Source organism: Paenibacillus sp. FSL R5-0345, assembly GCF_000758585.1.
Taxonomy (GTDB): domain Bacteria; phylum Bacillota; class Bacilli; order Paenibacillales; family Paenibacillaceae; genus Paenibacillus_AQ.
On sequence record NZ_CP009281.1, the window covers coordinates 2,811,885 to 2,832,326 of the forward strand.

A 20,442-nucleotide genomic window follows, 5' to 3' on the forward strand; every position below is an offset into this window, starting at 1 on the left:
AGTGTAATGGATGTGATTCCGTTGTCATTTAGCATGACCGGATACGGTCAATCGTCCCTGCAATTCGGCGGCTACAAGATTATGTTCGAAGTGAAATCGGTGAATCACCGGTACTGCGAAGTTGTACTGCGGATGCCCCGGGATTGGACGGGTTATGAGGATGTGCTGAGAAGAAAGGTTCAACAGCACGTCAAACGGGGAAGGATAGATGTTACCATCAATAGAGAGCATGATGAGTCGTCTTCCGGACCGGTTCTGAATCGCTCTGCTGTCATGACTTATCTTAAGGCAGCAGATCAGCTTAAGAACGAGTATGGTTTGTCCGGTGAGTTGACTCTTCGTGATATACTTTCTATACCCGGTATTATGGAAAGCAAAGATGAGGCTGCGGGTGCCGTGTCCGCGGCCTTAGAAGACTACTCTGAAATGTTGGAGACGGGACTTGAGCAGAGTTTGCAGTCTCTGCTGGAGATGCGCGCCCGTGAAGGCAGTTTTCTAGTCGCTGATCTTGAACAGCGTCTCACCTATCTTGAGACCATGCATGCTGAAATGGTTGAACTTGCTCCTGTTGTAGTCATTGAATATCGTGACAAGCTACGTCATCGATTGAATGAGCTGAATGATGGGACGTTCGCTTTTGATGAGCATAAATTCGGGATGGAAATCGCTATTTTTGCTGATCGCTGTAATATTGATGAAGAGTTGACCCGGTTGTATAGTCATTTCGAACAATGCAGAACCCTCCTGAAGGGGAAAGGGCCGGTAGGACGCAAGCTGGATTTTCTCATTCAGGAGATGAACCGGGAGACGAATACAATCGGGTCGAAATGCAATCATTTAACTCTCGTGGGTCTTGTGCTAGACATGAAAGCAGAGCTAGAGAAGATTCGCGAACAAGCGGCAAACATAGAGTAACCGGGAACAGGTAATAGCATAGAACTTTATGGGGGGAACTACCGGAACATGGCAATTAAACTTATCAACATTGGCTTTGGGAATATTGTGTCCGCCAATCGCATTATTTCCATCGTCAGTCCGGAATCTGCACCAATCAAACGTATTATCCAGGAGGCTCGTGATCGACATATGTTGATCGACGCCACCTATGGCCGACGGACTCGTGCCGTAATCATTACAGATAGTGATCATGTCATTTTGTCGGCTGTACAGCCGGAGACTGTGGCGCATCGCTTATCCAGTAAAGATGACGACAACGACGAATAACAACTAAATGGAGTGTATTATGTCAAAAGGATTGCTCATCATATTATCCGGACCTTCCGGCGTAGGTAAAGGTACTGTATGTACTGCGCTACGTCCGAAGATGCCCGAACTTGTCTACTCAGTATCAGCTACTACTCGTAGTCCGCGTGCGGGTGAGGAAGACGGTGTGAACTATTTTTTCAAAAGCAAAGAGCAGTTTGCGGCTATGATAGAAGCCGATCAACTGCTTGAATATGCGGAGTACGTAGGTAATTTTTACGGTACTCCACGTGATTTTGTAGAGAGAACTCTCAATAGCGGCAAAGACATTATTCTCGAAATTGAGGTTCAGGGAGCTCTCAAAGTCAAAGAGAAATTTCCTGAAGGTATTTTTGTGTTCCTTCTTCCACCTTCTATGGACGAGTTGAAGGACCGCATACGCGGACGGGGTACGGAACATCCAGATGTGATCGATCACCGCATGACCGTAGCGGAGGATGAGATAAATCTAATGCAGCATTATGATTATGCTGTTGTGAATGATGAGATTGATCTGGCTTGTAAGAGAATAGAAAGCATCATTATCGCCGAACATTGTAAAGTCAGATAATGTATGCTGAAAGATTGAATGTATTACCAGTAAACTATGAAGAGGTGTCCCTGTGCTATATCCATCCATTGATGAAATGATGACCAAGGTTGACAGTAAGTATTCGCTCGTTGTAGCCGCAGCACGTCGTGCTAGACAATTGCGTGAGGGTGGTAAGACAGATGTGAAGAACCCTAGATCGCATAAATTCGTTGGTGTTGCTCTTGAAGAAATTTACGAAGATCGCATTACGCTTACCCGCGGTGAAGAGTAGTCGCAAGCCTATTTAGATATTCCCTTTTGTAGAAACGGATACCGCCTAGTTGTAATTAGGCGATGCCGTTTCTTCTTGGGTTATGGAGCATTTATGGATCTTTAATGAATGATGATAGCCCAAAACCGGGCTGTTTCTGACAACCGGAAGGTTGTTATTTTTTTCTCAAAATATAAGAAGTAAAGTAATAGATCATTCGTTGTAAGAGTAGGGAACAGGGGGGAGATCATGTTGAAGAGCTTGAAGGGGAAGACTATTTTACTTGGGATTACAGGAGGTATTGCGGCCTACAAAGCAGCGTCCCTGACCAGTAAGCTTGTCCAAAAAGGAGCCGAGGTTCATGTCATTATGACAGCATCGGCAAAGCAGTTCATTACAGAATTAACTCTACAGTCACTGTCGAAGCAACGAGTTTATAGTGATACATTTCAGGAACGTGACCCATCTTCCATCTCGCATATTGATTTGGCCGATTCAGCGGATCTTGTAATAGTAGCGCCAGCAACTGCGAATATGATTGCCAAGATGGCGCATGGAATTGCGGATGATATGTTATCTACTACGTTACTCGCTACTACTGCACCTGTAATGGTGGCACCAGCTATGAATGTCCATATGTATCAGCATCCCGCTGTACTTAGCAATTTGGATACCCTGGCTAAACGTGGTATTCAGTTTATTGAACCTGGGGAAGGTCTGCTGGCATGCGGTTACGTAGGTAAAGGCCGTTTAGAGGAGCCTGAGACAATCGTAAGTTATGTGGAGGATTTTTTTGCAATGCAAGAAAGTGCGAAGTCTAGTGCACTCAAGGGTAAAAAGATTGTCATCACAGCTGGCGGTACAGTTGAACGGATTGATCCGGTACGCTATATCTCCAATGATTCCTCTGGTAAAATGGGGTTTGCTGTGGCACGTGCTGCACGTGCTATGGGGGCAGATGTTACCTTGATTGCTGCGCGAACAGATGAAGCGCCTCCGCAGGACCCGGATATTTCTGTTATTCGTGTTCAATCCGCACAAGAAATGTATGAAGCAGTTACTGCCCATTGGGATAGCTGCGATATCATGATTAAGGCAGCGGCTGTATCGGATTACCGTCCGAAGCATAGCGAGCAATCCAAAATTAAAAAAAGTGGAGATACGCTGACTCTTGAGCTTATAAAAACAACGGATATCCTCGAAACGCTAGGTAAGAACAAGGATAAGCAGTTCTTGATCGGTTTTGCAGCGGAGACGGGAAACACAGAATTTTATGCAAAGGACAAGCTGGTCCGAAAAAACTGCGATCTCATCGTTGCTAACAACGTAGCGGCTGCAGGAGCCGGATTTGGATCGGATACGAATATTGTATCGATTTATGATGCAGATGGATTGGTGCTTGAATTGCCACAATTGTCTAAGGATGAGGTCGCACGCCGTTTGCTGACACTTGTGGCAGAGCGCATTTCTGGAGCTTCATTATAATGGATATTGCCAAGGTCATTGTGGATGTGCCTGTACGCAGCACTGACCGGCCATTTGATTATAGTATTCCAGAATCACTGAAATTATGGATTGAAGTGGGCAGCCGAGTAGCAGTCCCGTTTGGACACCGTACGGTGCAAGGGTTTGTTGTTTCGTTAGAGTCAGGAGAAACAGTAGTGAATCCTGCACTTAAGCCTATTCAAGAAGTACTTGATCTGCTTCCACCGTTATCCCCTGAATTAGTTGAGTTAGCAGACTGGATGAGTAAAAGATATGCCTGCAGACGAATTTCTGCCCTTCAAGCGATGCTGCCCACCGCTCTTAAGGGGAAGGCAGAACGACTGATTTCATTAGGAGTTGTGGAAGAAGAGACAGCATTCCCTGATGATGAATTATTCCCTATGTTTGCTGAGACAGAGAATGAGGAACGACTAATCACTGAATTTATTGGACGTAATGGCGAAGTTTCCATGAAGCAACTTACCCGTGCGTTTCCGGAGGCTGCGGAAACGGTGAAGTTCATGCTGCGGCGCGGAGTTCTTGTAGAGAGCCAATCAATCAAAGATAAAATGGGCAAGAAAAAGCTGAAAGCGGTAGATCTGGCGATAGGCATTACGGCTGCGCGTGAGGCGTTGAGTAAGTTTCCTAAAAAATCTGCGCGACAGAAGGAAGTGCTAAGCTTTCTAATCGAAAGAGAAGCTACACTCCCTATGGCGCTTAAGGAAGTCTTGTCAGCCCTTCAAGTCACGGCAAGTACGGTAAAGGGTTTAGAGGAAAAAGGCTTCATCGAAATCAGCGAGATTGAAGTCTATCGCGACCCTTATCAAGGACGTGACTTTAAGCCTACTACGCCTCTGCCACTTACTGCAGAGCAAGAGATTGTATACACTCGAATTTCACGAACACTAGAAGAGCAACTACATGAAGTATTTCTGGTACATGGCGTTACGGGGAGCGGCAAGACAGAAATCTACTTGCAATGTATCAAACGTTGCTTGGATCAGGGCAGACAGGCCGTAGTGCTCGTTCCAGAAATTGCATTAACACCGCAGATGGTGGAACGTTTTAAAGGACGTTTTGGAAGTGGTGTTGCGGTAATGCATAGCCGATTGTCTGTAGGTGAGCGTTACGATGAGTGGCGCAAAATCCGCGAAGGAAAGGCTACGGTTGCCGTTGGTGCCCGATCAGCAGTGTTTGCTCCGTTCTCTAACCTGGGTTTGATTATTATGGATGAAGAACATGAGACCTCATATAAGCAGGAGGAAAATCCGAAATATCATGCCCGTGATGCTGCGATTCGCAGAGCCGAGCAGTGTGGGGCAGCTGTGATTTTAGGCTCCGCCACGCCTTCGTTAGAAAGCTATCATGCTGCCAGAGCACAGAGTGATATTCATTTTTCACCAGTACTTTTAGAAATGCCTACTCGCGCACTTGGCAACGAGCTTCCCAAGGTGAATGTAGTGGATATGCGGGAAGAGCTTAAAGAAGGTAATCGCTCCATGTTTAGTCGGAAGCTGCATTCTGCACTAGCTGAAAGACTGGAACGTGGAGAACAGACGGTTTTATTGCTTAACCGCAGAGGGTTCTCAACGTTTGTCATGTGCCGAAGTTGCGGATATGTGGCAGGTTGCCCGGAGTGTGATATTTCGTTAACGTATCATAGCCGTAGTGACAATTTGCGATGTCATTATTGTGGTCATGCCGAGCCAGCACCTAAGCTTTGTCCAGAGTGCGCAAGTGAGCATATCCGATTCTTCGGAACAGGAACTCAGCGAGTGGAAGAAGAGCTTGGCAAGTTGTTTCCTGGTATACGGGTGATACGTATGGATGTTGATACAACGACAGAAAAGGGTTCACACGAGAAATTACTCAACCAATTCAGAGACAAAAAAGCGGATGTTCTGCTAGGCACACAGATGGTAGCGAAGGGATTGGATTTTCCCGACGTAACTCTTGTTGGCGTAATAACTGCAGATTCAGCGTTGAACTTGCCCGATTTTCGTGCAGCTGAAAAGACCTTCCAATTGCTTACACAAGTTGCTGGAAGAGCAGGCCGGCATCAGCTTCCGGGTGAGGTAGTTGTTCAGTCCTATACACCGGAGCATTATTCTATTGTTCATGCTAGCGGGCATGACTATCTCTCTTTTGTAAGGGAGGAGTTAAAGCATCGTAGAGGGTTACATTATCCACCTTATTGCAGATTGATACTCGTTACATTATCCCATGAGCAATTACCGCTATTACTCCGGATGGCAGAGAATTACGCTATGAATCTTCAGGGGAAGGCCAGACAGCTTAGATGGTATGGGAGTCTGGATAAGTTAACTAACGATGTACTCGATCTGTTAGGTCCAGTAGCTTCACCAATCCCTCGCTTGAAGGGTAGATATAGATTCCAGTGTATGATAAAATGGCGCGGCGCCATCGATGTGATTGGGCTTGTTCGGCAAGTGGCTGAGGAGTTGGAGGATTCTGTTCGGGATACAGGGCTCCAAATCAGCATTGATGTAGATCCGCAAATGTTGATGTAAATCGTTATCATGTTACAATGTAAAAAAAGAGCTAGATCAATAAACTCTAAATATAGAGATGTACAGAACGGGAAGGTGTTTGTAATGGCGATACGTATGATCGTTAAGGAACCGGATGAAGTGTTGCACAAAATAGCAAAAGAAGTAACTGTAGTTACACCTAATGTCAAAAAATTGTTAGATGATATGGCTGATACGATGTATGACGCTGAAGGTGTAGGGCTGGCAGCTCCACAAGTTGGTATTTTGAAGCGCCTAATTGTGGTGGATGCAGATGAAGAGCACGGGCTGATCAAAATGATTAATCCGGAAATCATCGGTACAGAAGGGGAGCAGCTAGGACCTGAAGGATGTCTTAGTATTCCCGGATTGAATGGTGATGTACGCCGTGCAGAGACAGTAACCGTACGTGGTCTTAACCGTGAGGGAAAAGAAATTACCATTACCGGCAGTGGTTTACTTGCTCGGGCTTTTCAACATGAGATTGACCATCTGAACGGAGTACTGTTTACCGATATCGCTGAAAAAGTATACGAGATGACAGCTGAACGCAATGAGACTGAGGAGTGAAGATATGAAGATTGTATTCATGGGAACCCCGGCCTTTGCGGTACCAAGCTTGCAAATGCTGATGGATGAAGGCTATGAAGTTGTAGCAGTCGTCACCCAACCAGATCGACCGCAAGGACGTAAAAAGATCTTGGCTCCTTCACCAGTTAAAGAAGCCGCATTATCTCTCGGTTTACCTGTGCTCCAGCCTGAACGGATGCGCAAACCTGAGGCTGTTGCAGAGTTAGCTGCATATGAGCCTGACCTGATTGTTACAGCTGCTTATGGTCAAATTTTGCCTAAAGCTGTATTGGATTTGCCGCGTAATGGTTGTGTGAATGTTCATGGTTCATTACTTCCTAAATACCGGGGGGGTGCACCGATTCAACGTAGTATCATTAACGGTGAGAAGGTTACCGGCGTTACTTTGATGTATATGGCTGAAGGACTTGACACTGGAGATATGATCTCGCGCGTCGAGGTGGCTATCGAGGATGAGGATACTTCCGGCACGATGTTCGAGAAGCTGAGCCTTGCTGGACGTGATCTCTTGAAGTCTGAAATGCCGCGATTAGTAAACGGTCGTGTTCAAGCTACCCCGCAAGACGATAGTCAAGCAACCTTCGCACCCAACCTAAATCGTGAGGATGAGCGTTTGGATTGGAACGCTGGTTCTCGTGATAGCTATAATAGAATCCGTGGGCTGGTTCCTTTTTCAGGTGCGTTTACACTCTGGAATGGAGAGACCTTTAAAGTTTGGTCTTCAAAAATTCCCGCTGAACAGAAATCAACTGACAGTGCGCCAGGAACGGTGCTTTCGGTTACTGAACAAGGTGTCGAGGTTAAGACTGGAGACGGAAGTCTGCTGCTAACTACTGTTCAGCCTTCTGGTAAGAAAGCTATGAGTGCTGCGGACTTTAGCCGTGGCGGTGTCATGAAACCAGGGACGGTGCTAGGTTGAGCGCGGGCGGTAAAAAGGGCGGTGCCGGAAACAAAGGTAAAGCTAATACAGCCTCTGCCCGGGATATCGCACTCGATATTCTGGTAAAGGTCGAACAGCAAGGTGCATACAGCAACCTACTCTTGAACAGCAGTCTGCAGAAGTCTGCTCTTAGCAGAGAAGATGCTGGACTAGTTACTGAGCTTGTCTATGGCACCATCTCTCGTATGAACACACTTGATTATGTGCTAGAGGAATTTGTTAGCAAAGGGATCGCTAAATTGCAGCCCTGGGTGCGTAATTTATTGCGACTAAGCTTATATCAAATTATGTATCTGGACCGCATACCGTCTCATGCAGCTGTGAACGAGGCTGTTAATATAGCTAAGAAAAAGGGCCATCAAGGAATCTCGGGTATGGTTAATGGCGTGCTTCGTAGTGTGCTTCGCGCTGGAGATCTACCGGTTATACCTGATGAATTGAGCCCGGCGAAACGGATATCCATTCAGTATTCCCATCCTTTATGGTTAGTGGAGCGCTGGATTACCGAGTATGGTGTTGACACTGCGGAAGCTATCTGCACCGCTAATAATGAGCCACCTGCTGTCAGTGTACGTGTAAATACAACAATGATTAGCCGTGAAGCGCTACTGAGTCAGATGGTTGAACAAGGTTTGCAAGCTTCTGCTTCTGAAGTTAGTCCATATGGTATTGTTGTAAAAGGCGGCGGTAATCTCGCTCTTTCTTCTTGGTATCGGGATGGATTTATATCTGTTCAGGATGAAAGCTCCATGCTTGTAGCTGAAGCTGTTGCACCTGAGCCTGGAATGCGAGTTCTTGATTGCTGTGCCGCACCTGGGGGCAAAACAGCGCATATGGGCGAGCTGATGAAAGATGAAGGGTCTATTCTTGCTAACGATCTGCATCCGCATAAAGCTAAGCTTATCTCGGATCAAGCTGCGCGACTAGGTCTCGAAAGTGTAGTAACAGGCAGTGCAGATGCGCTGGAGCTAGAGCATACCTTAGAGCATCATTCCTTCGATAGAATTCTATTGGACGCTCCTTGCTCTGGGCTTGGGGTAATCCGCCGTAAGCCAGATCTCAAATGGCGTAAGCAGCCTGAGGACGTTACAAGCGTAGCGTCACTACAAGGTCAGCTCCTGCAGTCGGTCTCCAAACTGTTGAAGCCGGGTGGGGTTCTGGTTTATAGTACCTGTACGACTGAACAAGCGGAAAACCGTGAAGTTGTAGCTGCCTTTTTGAAGCAGAATCCTGATTTCACTTCTATAACGTTTGCTTCCCCGTTATGGGATAGATTGGAAGGTACTGCACTGGCTGAAGGTGAGGGAATTCAATTATTGCCGCATCACTATGGCAGCGACGGATTCTATATCTCTAAGCTTCAAAGAGTCTTGTAATATAGTAAATTTACTGACAATTGTTGTATCTTTTGCCCGCCGGGCTACCGTACGGCGGGCTATTTCTTTTACCGTCTCTGAAATTTGTGTTAAAATAGGAAGAATGAGAAATAATACGCATATCCTTATGAAAGAACAGGTGCTAATAATAATGAAACCTTTAATATATGATTTTTCTTTAGAAGAGTTACAGCAGTGGGCGAAAGATAACGGTGAGCCTGCTTTTCGTGGTGGACAGATTTTTGATTGGTTGTATGTAAAACGTGTAAGTGACTTCGAAGCCATGAGCAATTTGTCTAAAGGACTTCGTCAGAAGCTTAATGATCAATTCTCCATTGCAGCGCTCACTGAGATTACTAAAATGGAATCGAAAGATGGAACAGTAAAATTCCTGTTTGGATTGCATGATGATCATGCGATTGAGACAGTTATCATGAAACATAATTACGGTAATAGCGTCTGTGTAACTACCCAAGTAGGCTGCCGAATCGGTTGTACATTCTGCGCCTCTACGCTTGGTGGGTTGAAGAGAGATTTGACTGCGGGTGAAATTGTAGCCCAAGTGGTACGTTCCCAACAGATCTTGGATGCGCGCGGTGAACGTGTCAGCAGTATTGTTATCATGGGTACTGGCGAGCCGTTTGAGAACTATGATGCAACCATGAGATTCTTGCGTCTTATGATTCATGAGAAAGGCTTGAATATCGGACAACGGCATATTACTGTTTCCACTAGCGGTATTGTGCCGAGCATTTATAAATTTGCAGAAGAAGATACACAGATAAATTTGGCGATTTCGATTCATGCACCTAACGATAAACTTCGTTCAAAGCTAATGCCGGTTAACCGCCGCTTTCCTTTTGATGATGTGATTGAATCTTTACGCTATTATCAAGCTAAGACGGGACGACGTGTCAGCTTTGAGTATGCTTTGATCGGTGGGGTGAATGATCAGCCGGAGCATGCTGAGGAATTAGCAGGTGTGCTTAAAAACATGCTGTGCCACGTCAATTTGATTCCAGTAAACCACGTGCCAGAGCGGAAATATGTACGTACTTCACGCAATGATATCTTTGAGTTTCAACGTATTTTGGCTGACAACGGTGTGAATGTTACCATTCGCCGTGAGCAAGGCCATGATATCGCGGCCGCATGCGGACAGCTGCGTGCCAAACATATGGAGTTGGGGTGAGGATATTTGATCAGAACAGTTCATGCCAGCGATATTGGCCGAGTGCGCTCTGTCAATGAGGATTCGGTCTGGATCGGCACGACGCGCCACGGTTATACACTCGGCATAATTGCCGATGGGATGGGTGGACATCAGGCTGGTGAAACCGCGAGCAGGCTCGCTTTGGAGACGATGAGGAATACCCTGGAGGGGCTCCTGCCTGAGCTTCAAGACGAAGCCCTGCGTGATGCGTTATCAGCTGCTATTTTGGAAGCTAACAGCACTGTTTTTAAGGAGGCTTCCAGCGACGATAAGTATCACAATATGGGTACCACTGTCGTTGCTGCCTTGATGAATGGCTCAAGTGGTTATATTGGCCATATCGGGGACAGCAGAGCCTATTTAATAAAGGACAGTGCAGCAGTTCAATTAACCGAGGATCACACGCTAGTCAATGAGCTGTTCAAGAACGGTCAGATCAGTGTGGAGGAATTAGATAATCATCCGCGACGTAATGTGCTGACGAGAGCACTTGGAACAGATGCGGAGGTGGTAGCTGATTTAACTCCTGTTACTCTGCTACCCGGGGAACTTTTGCTTCTGTGCAGTGATGGTTTAAGTAATTTTGTTACCAATGAGCATTTGGGCAAGGTAGCGGGTATACATGAGATACCGTTAGAGGAAAGAGCGGACCGCTTACTTCAGTTGGCACTGCTTGCTGGCGGCGGCGATAATATTAGCGTCGCTTTGTTAGAACATCATGGAGAGGCCGCTGTGCCCGAAACAAAGGAGTGGGATTGATGATCGGTCACGAACTGGGCGGCCGTTACCAAGTCATCGAACGGATCGGCGGAGGTGGAATGGCGCTCGTCTATAGAGCACATGACATTCTTTTAAACCGAAACGTCGCCATTAAAGTATTGCGCAATCAATTTGTACATGATGAGGAATTTATCCGCCGTTTTAGGCGGGAGGCGCAATCAGCTGCATCTTTGTCTCATCCGAATGTAGTTAGTATTTACGATGTAGGACAAGAAGACGAAATTCATTATATTGTCATGGAATATATTGAGGGCAAGAATCTTAATGAAATTATTAAAGAACGAGCGCCATTACAAGTTGACGAATCCGTACGGATCGCTTCACAAATCTGTGATGCCCTCGATCACGCTCATCAGAATCAAATTATTCATCGGGATATTAAACCACATAATATATTGATTGGGCGCAATGGCCGGGTGAAGGTAACGGATTTCGGTATTGCTCGTGCGGTTACATCTACAACCATTACTCAGACAGGATCTGTAGTGGGCTCCGTGCATTATTTCTCACCAGAGCATGCAAAAGGTGTCTCTACAGGAGAGAAGTCCGATCTCTATTCATTAGGGATTGTACTCTATCAAATGCTTACAGGGAGTCTTCCATTCTTAGGGGAGAGTCCGATTAGCGTAGCTCTAAAGCATCTTCAAGAAGAGTTTGAAGAGCCAAGGCTCTTGAATCCACTTATCCCGCAAAGTGTCGAGAATGTAATTCTGAGATCGATGCGTAAGAATCCGGAGGAGCGCTATCAGTCTGCAAAGCAAATGCTGCAGGATTTAGAAACCTGCTTGTTGCCTGAGCGGCGTAGTGAAGCCAAGGTTCTTTTTAACGATGAAGAAGACGAGGATCGAACGCGGGTGATACCGGCGATTAAACCGATCCAAAGAAGCAATGGAAATCGTAATCATCGCCACGACCGGATGGATAATGATGAAGATGATGATGACGATCCGGTGCCTGTGAAAAAAGGTAAGAAACAATGGACAAAACCTGCATTATGGATTGGTTTAACTTTAGTGTTACTGCTGGCTATGGCCAGTCTCGTGTGGTACGTTAAATCCCAATTAGTTGTTCCTGAAGTATCGGTTCCATACGTGGTCGGTAAACAGCTGGAACAAGCGAAGACTGAACTTGAGGATTTGGGGCTTGAGGTTGCTGATCCTATACTGTATGACTACAGTCCGAATTTCGAAGAGAATGTGGTCATGAAGCAAAGTAGGGAAAAGGACGCCAAAGTGAAAAAGGGCGCCTCCCTAATTCTAACTGTGAATACGGCGAAACCTTTAACTAAGATGCCAGATGTAACGAATTACACTTTCGACGAAGCGGTTAAAATGCTGATGGCAAAGGGTGTACCCCAGACTCAAATTAAGAATGAACCTCTCTTCGATGAAAATACGGCGGTGGGTAAGGTTGTAAAATCAGACCCAGCCCTTGACAGCGAGTTTGATCCTGAGACGGTTTCAATCATCCTCTACGTCAGCAAAGGGGAAGAAAGTGTCACGATGCCAGATCTCATCGGTATGACGGAGAGTGAAGCAAAGGCAGCCCTCGAAGCCGCTAAGCTGGTACTTGGTGATGTGAAAGAAGAATCCAGCTTCACGGTTGAAGAAGGTAAAGTAACGAAGACTTGGGCTTATGAAAAAGGTATCCCTGTTCCTCCTGGAACTGCGATTACGATTTACTTAAGTACAGGTTATCCACCTGAAGCCCTGAATTATACCTTTAATGTGCCGGTAGCTCCTGCACAGGACGGGAAAAAGAGCAAAATTCGGATTGAGTATGTAGATGCGCGGAATAATGGAGAGAAACAGGATTGGGGAACGCGTACCATTGGAAAGAGTCAAGTATTGTCCGTTAATTTGGTGCTTGCTCCGAATAAAGATGGTTCTGTTATTGTTACCCGGGACGGTGTGCTTTTAGACACTTATGTGATTCCATATATTGATGCGAAGAATGGCACGGTGCAAGAACCTGAACCACCAACGGTTCCCACTCCGCAGCCGACTGAGACACCAATAGAACCGACTCCTACTGCTGAACCGACCATTGAACCAGAGATCCTGCCTCCAAGTTCAGACAACGAAGGTTCTACTAATACTGGATCAGCCAACCAGACGGGATTCCTTACAAACAGTTCACTGAATAATGAATCGACCAATAATGGCAACAACAAGAACAATAATAAAAATAATGATAAGCACAATAATAAAAACAACAATAAATCTAAAGATAAAAGCGATAACTAATCAGGGGAGAAGTGCTTGAACAGTTGTAGCAGCGAAGTGACCCGGGGATTTCAAACTTGGGTCATTTTCGCAAAATCAGGAGAGGAAGGCTCACTATGTATGCCTGAAGGAATAATAGTAAAGGCGTTAAGCGGGTATTATTACGTAAAACCGCTTCGTGAAGGATTAATAGCGGCAGAGGAAGATTCTGTCCAATGCAGAGGAAGAGGCATACTTAAGAAAAAGGGGATCGCTCCCCTTGTGGGTGATCGCGTAATCTATATGCTGACTGAGCATGGAGAAGGGATGGTGGATGAGCTTCTTCCAAGAGAATCTGAGCTAATCCGTCCACCTGTAGCGAATGTAAGTCTTGCCGTTCTGCTATTTTCTGTGCGGGAGCCTGATATGAACCTGAACCTATTGGACAAGTTTCTGGTTCATATTGAGCATTCAGGACTAGAACCCTTAATTGTTCTGACCAAACAGGATTTGGCTAATGATGATGGTGAAGCTACTAAGTATGTTAAAGAGCTCTATGAGGACATTGGTTATGAAGTGATGGTTACAAGCTCGCTTACAGGAGCAGGCAGTGATGAACTAAGAAAGCGACTTACGGGCGGCATCAGTGTATTTGCGGGTCAATCTGGGGTAGGAAAGTCGACCTTATTGAATCGTATTGTTCCAGGTCTTAAGCTGGAGACAGGCGAGATCAGTCTACGGCTAGGCCGTGGCCGTCATACTACTCGCCATGTAGAATTGATGGATATTGGCGGGGGCGGCTTTGTGGCGGATACCCCTGGGTTTAGTCAGCTTGATTTTCTTGAGCTTGGTGTTGAAGAGCTCTCTACTTGTTTCCGTGAATTTTCCAACTACGCAGGAGATTGTAAATTCCGTGGTTGTAGTCATCAGCATGAACCAGGCTGTAGAGTCATCGAGGCATGGAAAGCTGGGAAAATCGCCGATAGCCGGTACGAGCATTACAAATTATTTTTTAATGAAATGAAAGATAAAAAGCGGAGGTACTAAGTCATGATACGAATAGCACCATCTATATTGTCAGCCGATTTCGCAAGTTTAGGCTCAGAGGTTGCAGAAGCTGAGATCAGTGGTGGAGATTGGATCCACGTGGATGTAATGGACGGTCATTTTGTTCCGAATATAACGCTTGGTCCACCCATCGTAAAAGCGGTCTCGGTACATACCAAGCTTCCACTTGATGTTCATTTGATGATTGAGTCTCCAGAACGATATATTTCTGATTTTGCTGCCGCAGGCGCTAGTGTAATCACTGTACATGCTGAGGCATGCGTTCATTTACACCGTGTGGTGCATCAGATCAAGGAATTGGGTCTTAAGGCAGGAGTAGCTATTAATCCTGGCACTCCGGCATCAGCGGTGCGTGAGGTGCTTGAGGATGTGGATATGGTTCTCGTGATGACCGTCAATCCAGGCTTTGGAGGTCAAGCATTCATTCCTAACACTTTGCGCAAAATCACTCAAATTAGAGAATGGGCAAATGAAGTCAATCCGAATTTGCTTATTGAAGTTGACGGTGGCGTTTCGGAAGCTACAGCGCCATTGGTTGTCAGTGCAGGGGCAGATGTTTTGGTTGCAGGAAATGCAGTTTTTGGCCGGAGTGATCGTGCTGCAGCCATCCTTGAAATTCGTGAAGCAGCGGAAGCGGCACTTCGTTAAAAAAAATAGGCTGTTACGACTAAAGGTATAGGCCAAGTCCTTGACGCATAAATATGGTTACATGAGCAGAAATCTCATGTAGCCTTTTTTTGTTTTGGCAGGGAGGACTGCAGTACGTTAACGATAGAACAAGAAGAAAGTCTCCTGCGTACGGCATGAATTGATGGGAGGGTAAACCATGAAATTTTACACGTTTAAGCTGCCTAGGTTTTTAGGAGGTTTTGTTAAAGCGATTTTGAACACATTTCAGAAGAGTTGAGCTTGAAACAGAACAGCAAACATGAAAAAAAGCACCTTACAAATGTAAAGGGTGCTTTTTGCTTCATATGAGTGATCGCTCGGTCTTTAAAATTGCAAAAGACTAAACGCGTTCAACTTTACCGGCTTTCAAAGCACGGGTGCTGACGTACACGCGTTTTGGTTTACCGTTCACGAGGATACGGACCTTCTGAACGTTAACTCCCCAAGAACGACGGTTGCGGTTATTGGCGTGAGACACGTGGTTGCCGCTGCTCGGTTTCTTGCCTGTTACTGCACATTTGCGGGACATAGATTACACCTCCTTATTCCTAACACCTGCATAAACAATACTTATCTATAATATCACAGCAAATTTTGCTACGTCAACCGATTCAAAAACATTTATTTCTTTTAATACTTATAGTACAATGTAAATTAGTGCATTATGTCCTGTTAATCATAGAATGATTAGGCATGAAGTTAGGAAGGGGAATTCTCAATTGAGTAAGCGTTCTATAAACGGAACAGATTTTACCGCTATGGTATTGGCTGGAGCGGATAAGCTGCAACAGCATGCAGAACACGTCAATTCCCTAAATGTTTTTCCGGTTCCAGACGGAGATACCGGAACAAACATGAATTTGACGATGACCGCAGGTGCGAATGAATTGAAGAAAAATAATACTACGTCTGTTGGTCAATGTGCAGGTGTACTCTCTAAGGGCTTATTAATGGGCGCTCGGGGGAACTCCGGTGTTATTTTGTCCCAGTTGTTCAGAGGTTTTAGCAGATCTGCAGCTCAACATGATGAGCTGAACACACAGCAATTCGCTGCTGCACTGCAAAACGGAGTGGACGCAGCCTATAAAGCGGTTGTGAAGCCTGTAGAGGGAACTATTCTTACAGTGGCTAAAGAGGCTGCAAGACATGCTGTCTACTTTGCTCGCCGAACCACGGATGTTACAGAGCTTATGACAGAGGTATTGGCCAAAGCAAAAGAAGCCTTAGCCTATACACCTGAACAATTGCCTGTCTTGAAGCAAGTCGGTGTAGTAGATTCAGGCGGTCAAGGTCTGGTCTACATTTATGAAGGGTTTCATCAGCATCTAACGAGCGGAAGCTCCAGTGTGTCTGAACCTGTAAAAGGACAACCTCAGGCACCAGTTGTGCCAGCATCTATACCGGTGTTAAAGAAACCTGAAAGTGAACTGTCTTCTGTACAGTCTTCTGCGCAATCTCAGCTTTCTACAGAGGACATAGAATTTCTATATGATATGGAGTTCTTCATTAATCGTCAGTTAGGCGGCAACGTGAGAACGGATTTTGATGAGGAAACCTTTAGGAAAGCGTTGTCAGTAAATGGTGATTCCATCATTGTAATTTCGGACGATGAAACGATTAAAGTGCATGTGCATTCCAAGTCTCCAGGTGAAGTCTTGAATCTGGCACTCCTCTATGGGGAGATTACGCAGATTCACATTCTTAACATGCGTGAGCAACACCGTGACTTGCTAACCGCAGGCATGGATATTGCACCTATGCCCGATGTTTTTGCTGATATGCCGGATGAGAAGAGTCGAGTGCATTCATCTCCAGCTGAACCACCAGCAGATGATTTAGCCCCTTACGGCTTCATCGCAGTATCATCAGGCGCTGGGATTGCCGATATTTTCAAGAGCCTCGGTGTGGACGTTGTCCTTGCTGGAGGTCAGACTATGAATCCTAGTACAGAGGATTTCGTGAACGCGATCTCTTCTATATCTGCAAAGCATGTTTACATTCTTCCGAATAACTCCAACATTGTGCTTGCCGCTCAGCAAGCTAAAGATCTCTTGGAGGGCGAACGTGAGATTACAGTTATTCCAAGTAAAAGCATTCCTCAAGGCATTGCTGCAGCCTTCGCATTCCAAGAAGAGGATTCCGTGGAGACTAATTCAGGGAATATGCTAGAAGCAATTACTCATGTTAAATCTGGACAAGTAACGAATGCTGTCCGTGACACAAGCTTCGATGATCTGGAGATTAAATCCGGACAATTTATCGGGATTTCTAACTCCAAAATTGTCGCGGCCGCAGATGATCTCTTGGCTGCAAGTCAGGCACTGCTGTCCAATATGCTTGAGAATGGTGATGAAATTGTTACGATCCTTATTGGAGCTGAGACCGATTCTGAGGTCACAGATTCATTAAGTGAGTGGCTGGAAGAGACTTACCCTAATGTGGAAGTAGAGATTCATGAGGGTGGCCAACCCCTTTATTATTATCTTTTCTCCGTAGAGCCATAGATAGTTACTGAGGGCTCTATAATTGATCAAGGGCAATCTGTTAATTACGTAGTTGGCAAAATTATAGTATGGGGGAGATAATCCATGAATCGTACCATCATCGTCACCGACAGCACATCTGATATCCCGCCAGCAATGGCGGAAACGTATGGCATTGAGGTCGTCCCTTTGACCTTAATGTTCGGCGAAGAGGCTTTCCGGGACAATCTGGATATGACTCCGGAGCAGTTCTATGAGCGCCTTCCCCGCTCGTCACAGTTGCCGACTACTTCTCAACCTTCACCGGTTGAATACATGAATGTGTACCGTGATATTCTGGTACGTTATCCGGGAAGTCCTATTCTTTCGTTTCATATTTCTTCAGGACTGAGCGGTACGTACCAATCTGCACTTTTAGCTAAATCGATGTTGGAGGAAGAGGGAGAAGGAATCACAGTGGTTGATTCTCTCTCCGCTTCTTATGGTTTTGGATTTATGGTGGTGGAAGCCGCCAGATTGGCTGCAGAGGACAAGAGTCCAGAAGAGATTCTTGAAGCTGTAGAGAGTTTACGCCAATCGCGCAAGCTTTACTTCTTGGTAGATACACTTGAATATTTACAAAAAGGCGGGAGAATTGGAAAAGCCTCGGCCATTCTGGGAACGCTTCTTAATATTAAACCGATCCTGTCTATTGATGCAGAAGGAATAATTTATGCAGTCGAGAAAGTTAGAGGCCGTAAGAAAGCAATTGCCCGTATGATTGAACTGTTCAAGAAGGATATTCAAGGCGTAGACAAAATCAATGTGGCCGTGGGTCATACGGCTGAACCGGCTTCCGGTGAAGAGTTCTTGCAAGAGCTGTCAGGACACTTCACATTAGAAGAGAAAGTGCTGACGAACGTTGGCCCTGTCGTGGGTAGTCATGTCGGAAACGGTACGTTAGCTGTATTCATTTGGCCTGCAAAATGAGGGATGGATATGACACTGTCATTAAATCAAATTGAAGTAAAAAACATAACTGGCGTGAGTGCTCAAAAGCAAAGCGAGCTTCACGCCTTTGGCGTCTTTACGGTAAAGGATTTGTTAGAATATTATCCGTTCCGTTATGAGGATTATCGACCACGATCGCTGAGTGAAACCAAACATGGGGATAAAGTGACTACAGAGGCTAAAGTGATCGGTATCCCTGTGCTGCAGCGTTTTGGAGGCAAATCACGACTAAGTTGTAAAATGGTTGCGGAGCCTTGGATGTTCACAGCAACATGGTTTAATCGTCATTACGTGCGAGAGCAGCTTACTGTGGGGAGAGAAATTGTACTCACAGGTAAATGGGACCAGAAGCGAAATCAAATTACAGTGACGGATTATGAATTCCCCGATCGCGGGGAAGGGAAGACAGGAACACTGCAACCTGTTTATTCTGTCGGTGGCAAGATCACGCAGTCTTGGATCCGGAAAAGCATTAATCAGGCACTTCAGCAATATGGAGACCTAATTCCCGAAATATTACCGCATTCTATTATGAGACAATATGATTTTATGCCCCGTAAACGGGCGATTGCTACCATTCATAGGCCAGAGGACACACGTGAAGGCCAGCAGGGACGCCGCAGGATGGTGTATGAGGAGTTATTTCTGTTCCAGTTGAAGATGCAGGCATTCCGGGTACTCAATCGCGGTAGGATGGATGGTGTAGTTCATACTGTGGATAACGCAACCGTTCGTCAGTTTGTTCGCAGCTTACCTTTTGAGCTTACAGATGCTCAGAAACGTGTGGAGCTGGAGATTTTACATGACCTGCGATCGCCATATTGTATGAATCGACTGCTTCAAGGTGATGTGGGTTCTGGTAAAACGGTGCTAGCGGCCGTGGCGCTTTTTGCTACCGTACGATCCGGATTTCAGGGGGCGCTTATGGTGCCTACTGAGATATTAGCGGAACAGCATATGCGCTCTCTCACAAAGATGTTTGAGCCGTTTGGCATTACGGTTGGGCTCTTGACGGGTAGTGTAACTGGACGGAAACGTAAAGAATTGCTAGCTTCTCTTCAAATGGGGATGCTCGATATCGTTGTAGGTACGCATGCTTTGATTCAGGAGGATGTATTTTTCCGTGATCTGGGTCTCGTAGTAACGGACGAGCAGCATCGGTTTGGTGTAAACCAGCGAGGTGTATTGCGGCGTAAAGGATATAATCCGGATGTACTTACGATGACTGCAACGCCTATTCCGCGTACACTTGCGATTTCAGTTTTTGGAGATATGGATGTTTCTACTCTATCGGAAAGACCGAAAGGCCGAGTGCCAATAACCAGTTATTGGGTCAAGCATGATCTCATGGATCGTGTCTTGAATCTGATTAAGCGTGAAATAGAGCTGGGACGCCAAGCTTATCTAATCTGTCCGCTCATTGAAGAATCGGAAAAACTGGATGTGCAAAATGCGATTGATTTGCATATTCAGATGAGCCAAGCTTTTCCTAACTATAAAGTTGGTCTCTTGCATGGGAAAATGTCTCCTGCTGAAAAAGATGAAGTGATGAGAGCATTCTATAACAATGAATTGCAGCTCCTAGTGTCCACAACAGTTGTAGAGGTGGGCGTAGACGTTCCTAATGCCACGCTGATGATTATTATGGATGCAGACCGGTTCGGATTATCTCAGCTACACCAGCTGCGTGGACGGGTTGGAAGAGGGCAGCATGCCTCTTATTGCGTACTGGTAGCTGATCCGAAATCTGAAATCGGGCGTGAACGAATGACAGCGATGACCGATACAGATGATGGATTTGAGATTTCTCGGAGAGATTTGGAGCTGCGAGGTCCTGGTGACTTCTTCGGAACCAAGCAGAGTGGATTACCGGAATTCCGCCTGGCGGATATGACGGCTGACTTTGAAGTGCTGGAGCAGGCGCGTGATGATGTGGCTGAACTGCTTAAGGATGAGAAGTTCTGGACATCTCCTGAATATGCTCCGCTACGGCTTTATTTACAAGGTGAGCAAATATTCCAAGGGGAATTAATTGACTAAGTAGGCACATCTAGCACCTCAGCCTCA

19 protein-coding genes are annotated in these 20,442 nt (G+C 45.8%); 18 read left to right on the forward strand and 1 reads right to left on the reverse strand.

What is annotated here, in order from left to right; all coding sequences use genetic code 11:
* The first annotated feature begins 21 nt into the window (after window positions 1-21).
* From R50345_RS12175 to spoVM, 15 genes are all read left to right on the forward strand, one after another.
* Window positions 22-915: a YicC/YloC family endoribonuclease gene (locus tag R50345_RS12175; RefSeq protein ID WP_042126872.1), complete on the forward strand. Its 894-nt coding sequence runs from the start codon at window positions 22-24 to the stop codon at window positions 913-915.
* Window positions 916-963: 48 nt separating this feature from the next.
* Window positions 964-1,224 carry an extracellular matrix/biofilm regulator RemA gene (remA, locus tag R50345_RS12180; RefSeq protein WP_006209218.1) on the forward strand — a complete coding sequence of 87 codons (261 nt, stop codon included), beginning with the start codon at window positions 964-966 and terminating at the stop codon, window positions 1,222-1,224.
* Window positions 1,225-1,243: 19 nt separating this feature from the next.
* Entirely contained in the window at window positions 1,244-1,813 is a 570-nt protein-coding gene (gmk, locus tag R50345_RS12185) for a guanylate kinase (RefSeq protein WP_042126879.1), read from the forward strand.
* A gap of 52 nt (window positions 1,814-1,865) precedes the next feature.
* Window positions 1,866-2,066: a DNA-directed RNA polymerase subunit omega gene (gene rpoZ / locus R50345_RS12190; protein ID WP_036686188.1), complete on the forward strand. Its 201-nt coding sequence runs from the start codon at window positions 1,866-1,868 to the stop codon at window positions 2,064-2,066.
* 228 nt (window positions 2,067-2,294) lie between these two features.
* Entirely contained in the window at window positions 2,295-3,530 is a 1,236-nt protein-coding gene (coaBC, locus tag R50345_RS12195) for a bifunctional phosphopantothenoylcysteine decarboxylase/phosphopantothenate--cysteine ligase CoaBC (RefSeq protein ID WP_042126881.1), read from the forward strand.
* Window positions 3,530-6,061 (forward strand): primosomal protein N', encoded by a 2,532-nt coding sequence (gene priA, locus R50345_RS12200; protein WP_042126882.1) that lies wholly within the window; start codon window positions 3,530-3,532, stop codon window positions 6,059-6,061. The genes coaBC and priA overlap by 1 nt, the downstream gene beginning before the upstream one ends.
* An 84-nt stretch (window positions 6,062-6,145) precedes the next feature.
* A complete protein-coding gene (gene def, locus R50345_RS12205) occupies window positions 6,146-6,631 on the forward strand; it encodes a peptide deformylase (RefSeq protein WP_042126884.1) in 486 nt (161 codons plus the stop codon).
* A 4-nt stretch (window positions 6,632-6,635) separates the two neighbouring features.
* On the forward strand, window positions 6,636-7,571 hold the full coding sequence (fmt, locus tag R50345_RS12210; RefSeq protein ID WP_042126886.1) for a methionyl-tRNA formyltransferase: 936 nt from the start codon (window positions 6,636-6,638) through the stop codon (window positions 7,569-7,571).
* Window positions 7,568-8,968 (forward strand): 16S rRNA (cytosine(967)-C(5))-methyltransferase RsmB, encoded by a 1,401-nt coding sequence (gene rsmB, locus R50345_RS12215; RefSeq protein WP_081954061.1) that lies wholly within the window; start codon window positions 7,568-7,570, stop codon window positions 8,966-8,968. The genes fmt and rsmB overlap by 4 nt, the downstream gene beginning before the upstream one ends.
* Before the next feature lie 151 nt (window positions 8,969-9,119).
* On the forward strand, window positions 9,120-10,160 hold the full coding sequence (gene rlmN / locus R50345_RS12220; RefSeq protein ID WP_042126887.1) for a dual-specificity RNA methyltransferase RlmN: 1,041 nt from the start codon (window positions 9,120-9,122) through the stop codon (window positions 10,158-10,160).
* 6 nt (window positions 10,161-10,166) lie between these two features.
* Window positions 10,167-10,940 carry a Stp1/IreP family PP2C-type Ser/Thr phosphatase gene (locus R50345_RS12225; RefSeq protein WP_042126889.1) on the forward strand — a complete coding sequence of 258 codons (774 nt, stop codon included), beginning with the start codon at window positions 10,167-10,169 and terminating at the stop codon, window positions 10,938-10,940.
* Complete coding sequence (gene pknB, locus R50345_RS12230; RefSeq protein WP_042126891.1) at window positions 10,940-13,207, forward strand: Stk1 family PASTA domain-containing Ser/Thr kinase; 2,268 nt, start codon at window positions 10,940-10,942, stop codon at window positions 13,205-13,207. The genes R50345_RS12225 and pknB overlap by 1 nt, the downstream gene beginning before the upstream one ends.
* 99 nt (window positions 13,208-13,306) lie before the next feature.
* Complete coding sequence (rsgA, locus tag R50345_RS12235) at window positions 13,307-14,212, forward strand: ribosome small subunit-dependent GTPase A (protein WP_042126893.1); 906 nt, start codon at window positions 13,307-13,309, stop codon at window positions 14,210-14,212.
* A 3-nt stretch (window positions 14,213-14,215) separates the two neighbouring features.
* Window positions 14,216-14,881, forward strand: coding sequence for a ribulose-phosphate 3-epimerase (gene rpe, locus R50345_RS12240; protein WP_042126895.1), 666 nt, complete (start codon window positions 14,216-14,218; stop codon window positions 14,879-14,881).
* A 178-nt stretch (window positions 14,882-15,059) separates the two neighbouring features.
* Window positions 15,060-15,140, forward strand: a complete 81-nt coding sequence (gene spoVM, locus R50345_RS12245; RefSeq protein ID WP_020431362.1) for a stage V sporulation protein SpoVM — start codon at window positions 15,060-15,062, stop codon at window positions 15,138-15,140.
* 102 nt (window positions 15,141-15,242) lie between these two features.
* On the opposite strand, the gene rpmB is transcribed toward spoVM, so the two are convergent.
* On the reverse strand, window positions 15,243-15,431 hold the full coding sequence (rpmB, locus tag R50345_RS12250) for a 50S ribosomal protein L28 (RefSeq protein ID WP_036686205.1): 189 nt from the start codon (window positions 15,429-15,431) through the stop codon (window positions 15,243-15,245).
* A 190-nt stretch (window positions 15,432-15,621) separates the two neighbouring features.
* Between rpmB and R50345_RS12255 the strand changes: the two genes are divergently transcribed.
* From R50345_RS12255 to recG, 3 genes are all read left to right on the forward strand, one after another.
* Window positions 15,622-17,406, forward strand: coding sequence for a DAK2 domain-containing protein (locus R50345_RS12255; RefSeq protein WP_042126898.1), 1,785 nt, complete (start codon window positions 15,622-15,624; stop codon window positions 17,404-17,406).
* A gap of 84 nt (window positions 17,407-17,490) precedes the next feature.
* The gene (locus tag R50345_RS12260) at window positions 17,491-18,354 is read left to right on the forward strand and encodes a DegV family protein (protein WP_042126899.1); all 864 of its coding nucleotides are present in this window, start codon (window positions 17,491-17,493) and stop codon (window positions 18,352-18,354) included.
* 9 nt (window positions 18,355-18,363) lie between these two features.
* Entirely contained in the window at window positions 18,364-20,415 is a 2,052-nt protein-coding gene (recG, locus tag R50345_RS12265) for an ATP-dependent DNA helicase RecG (protein WP_042126901.1), read from the forward strand.
* Window positions 20,416-20,442 lie beyond the last annotated feature (27 nt).

Bases quoted from the DNA above. Each gene is read 5' to 3' on its own strand.
- remA (WP_006209218.1), top strand. From the start codon at position 964: ATGGCAATTAAACTTATCAACATTGGCTTTGGGAATATTGTGTCCGCC.
- gmk (WP_042126879.1), top strand. From the start codon at position 1,244: ATGTCAAAAGGATTGCTCATCATATTATCCGGACCTTCCGGCGTAGGT.
- coaBC (WP_042126881.1), top strand. From the start codon at position 2,295: ATGTTGAAGAGCTTGAAGGGGAAGACTATTTTACTTGGGATTACAGGA.
- priA (WP_042126882.1), top strand. From the start codon at position 3,530: ATGGATATTGCCAAGGTCATTGTGGATGTGCCTGTACGCAGCACTGAC.
- def (WP_042126884.1), top strand. From the start codon at position 6,146: ATGGCGATACGTATGATCGTTAAGGAACCGGATGAAGTGTTGCACAAA.
- fmt (WP_042126886.1), top strand. From the start codon at position 6,636: ATGAAGATTGTATTCATGGGAACCCCGGCCTTTGCGGTACCAAGCTTG.
- rlmN (WP_042126887.1), top strand. From the start codon at position 9,120: ATGAAACCTTTAATATATGATTTTTCTTTAGAAGAGTTACAGCAGTGG.
- pknB (WP_042126891.1), top strand. From the start codon at position 10,940: ATGATCGGTCACGAACTGGGCGGCCGTTACCAAGTCATCGAACGGATC.
- rsgA (WP_042126893.1), top strand. From the start codon at position 13,307: ATGCCTGAAGGAATAATAGTAAAGGCGTTAAGCGGGTATTATTACGTA.
- rpe (WP_042126895.1), top strand. From the start codon at position 14,216: ATGATACGAATAGCACCATCTATATTGTCAGCCGATTTCGCAAGTTTA.
- spoVM (WP_020431362.1), top strand. From the start codon at position 15,060: ATGAAATTTTACACGTTTAAGCTGCCTAGGTTTTTAGGAGGTTTTGTT.
- rpmB (WP_036686205.1), bottom strand. From the start codon at position 15,431: ATGTCCCGCAAATGTGCAGTAACAGGCAAGAAACCGAGCAGCGGCAAC.
- R50345_RS12260 (WP_042126899.1), top strand. From the start codon at position 17,491: ATGAATCGTACCATCATCGTCACCGACAGCACATCTGATATCCCGCCA.
- recG (WP_042126901.1), top strand. From the start codon at position 18,364: ATGACACTGTCATTAAATCAAATTGAAGTAAAAAACATAACTGGCGTG.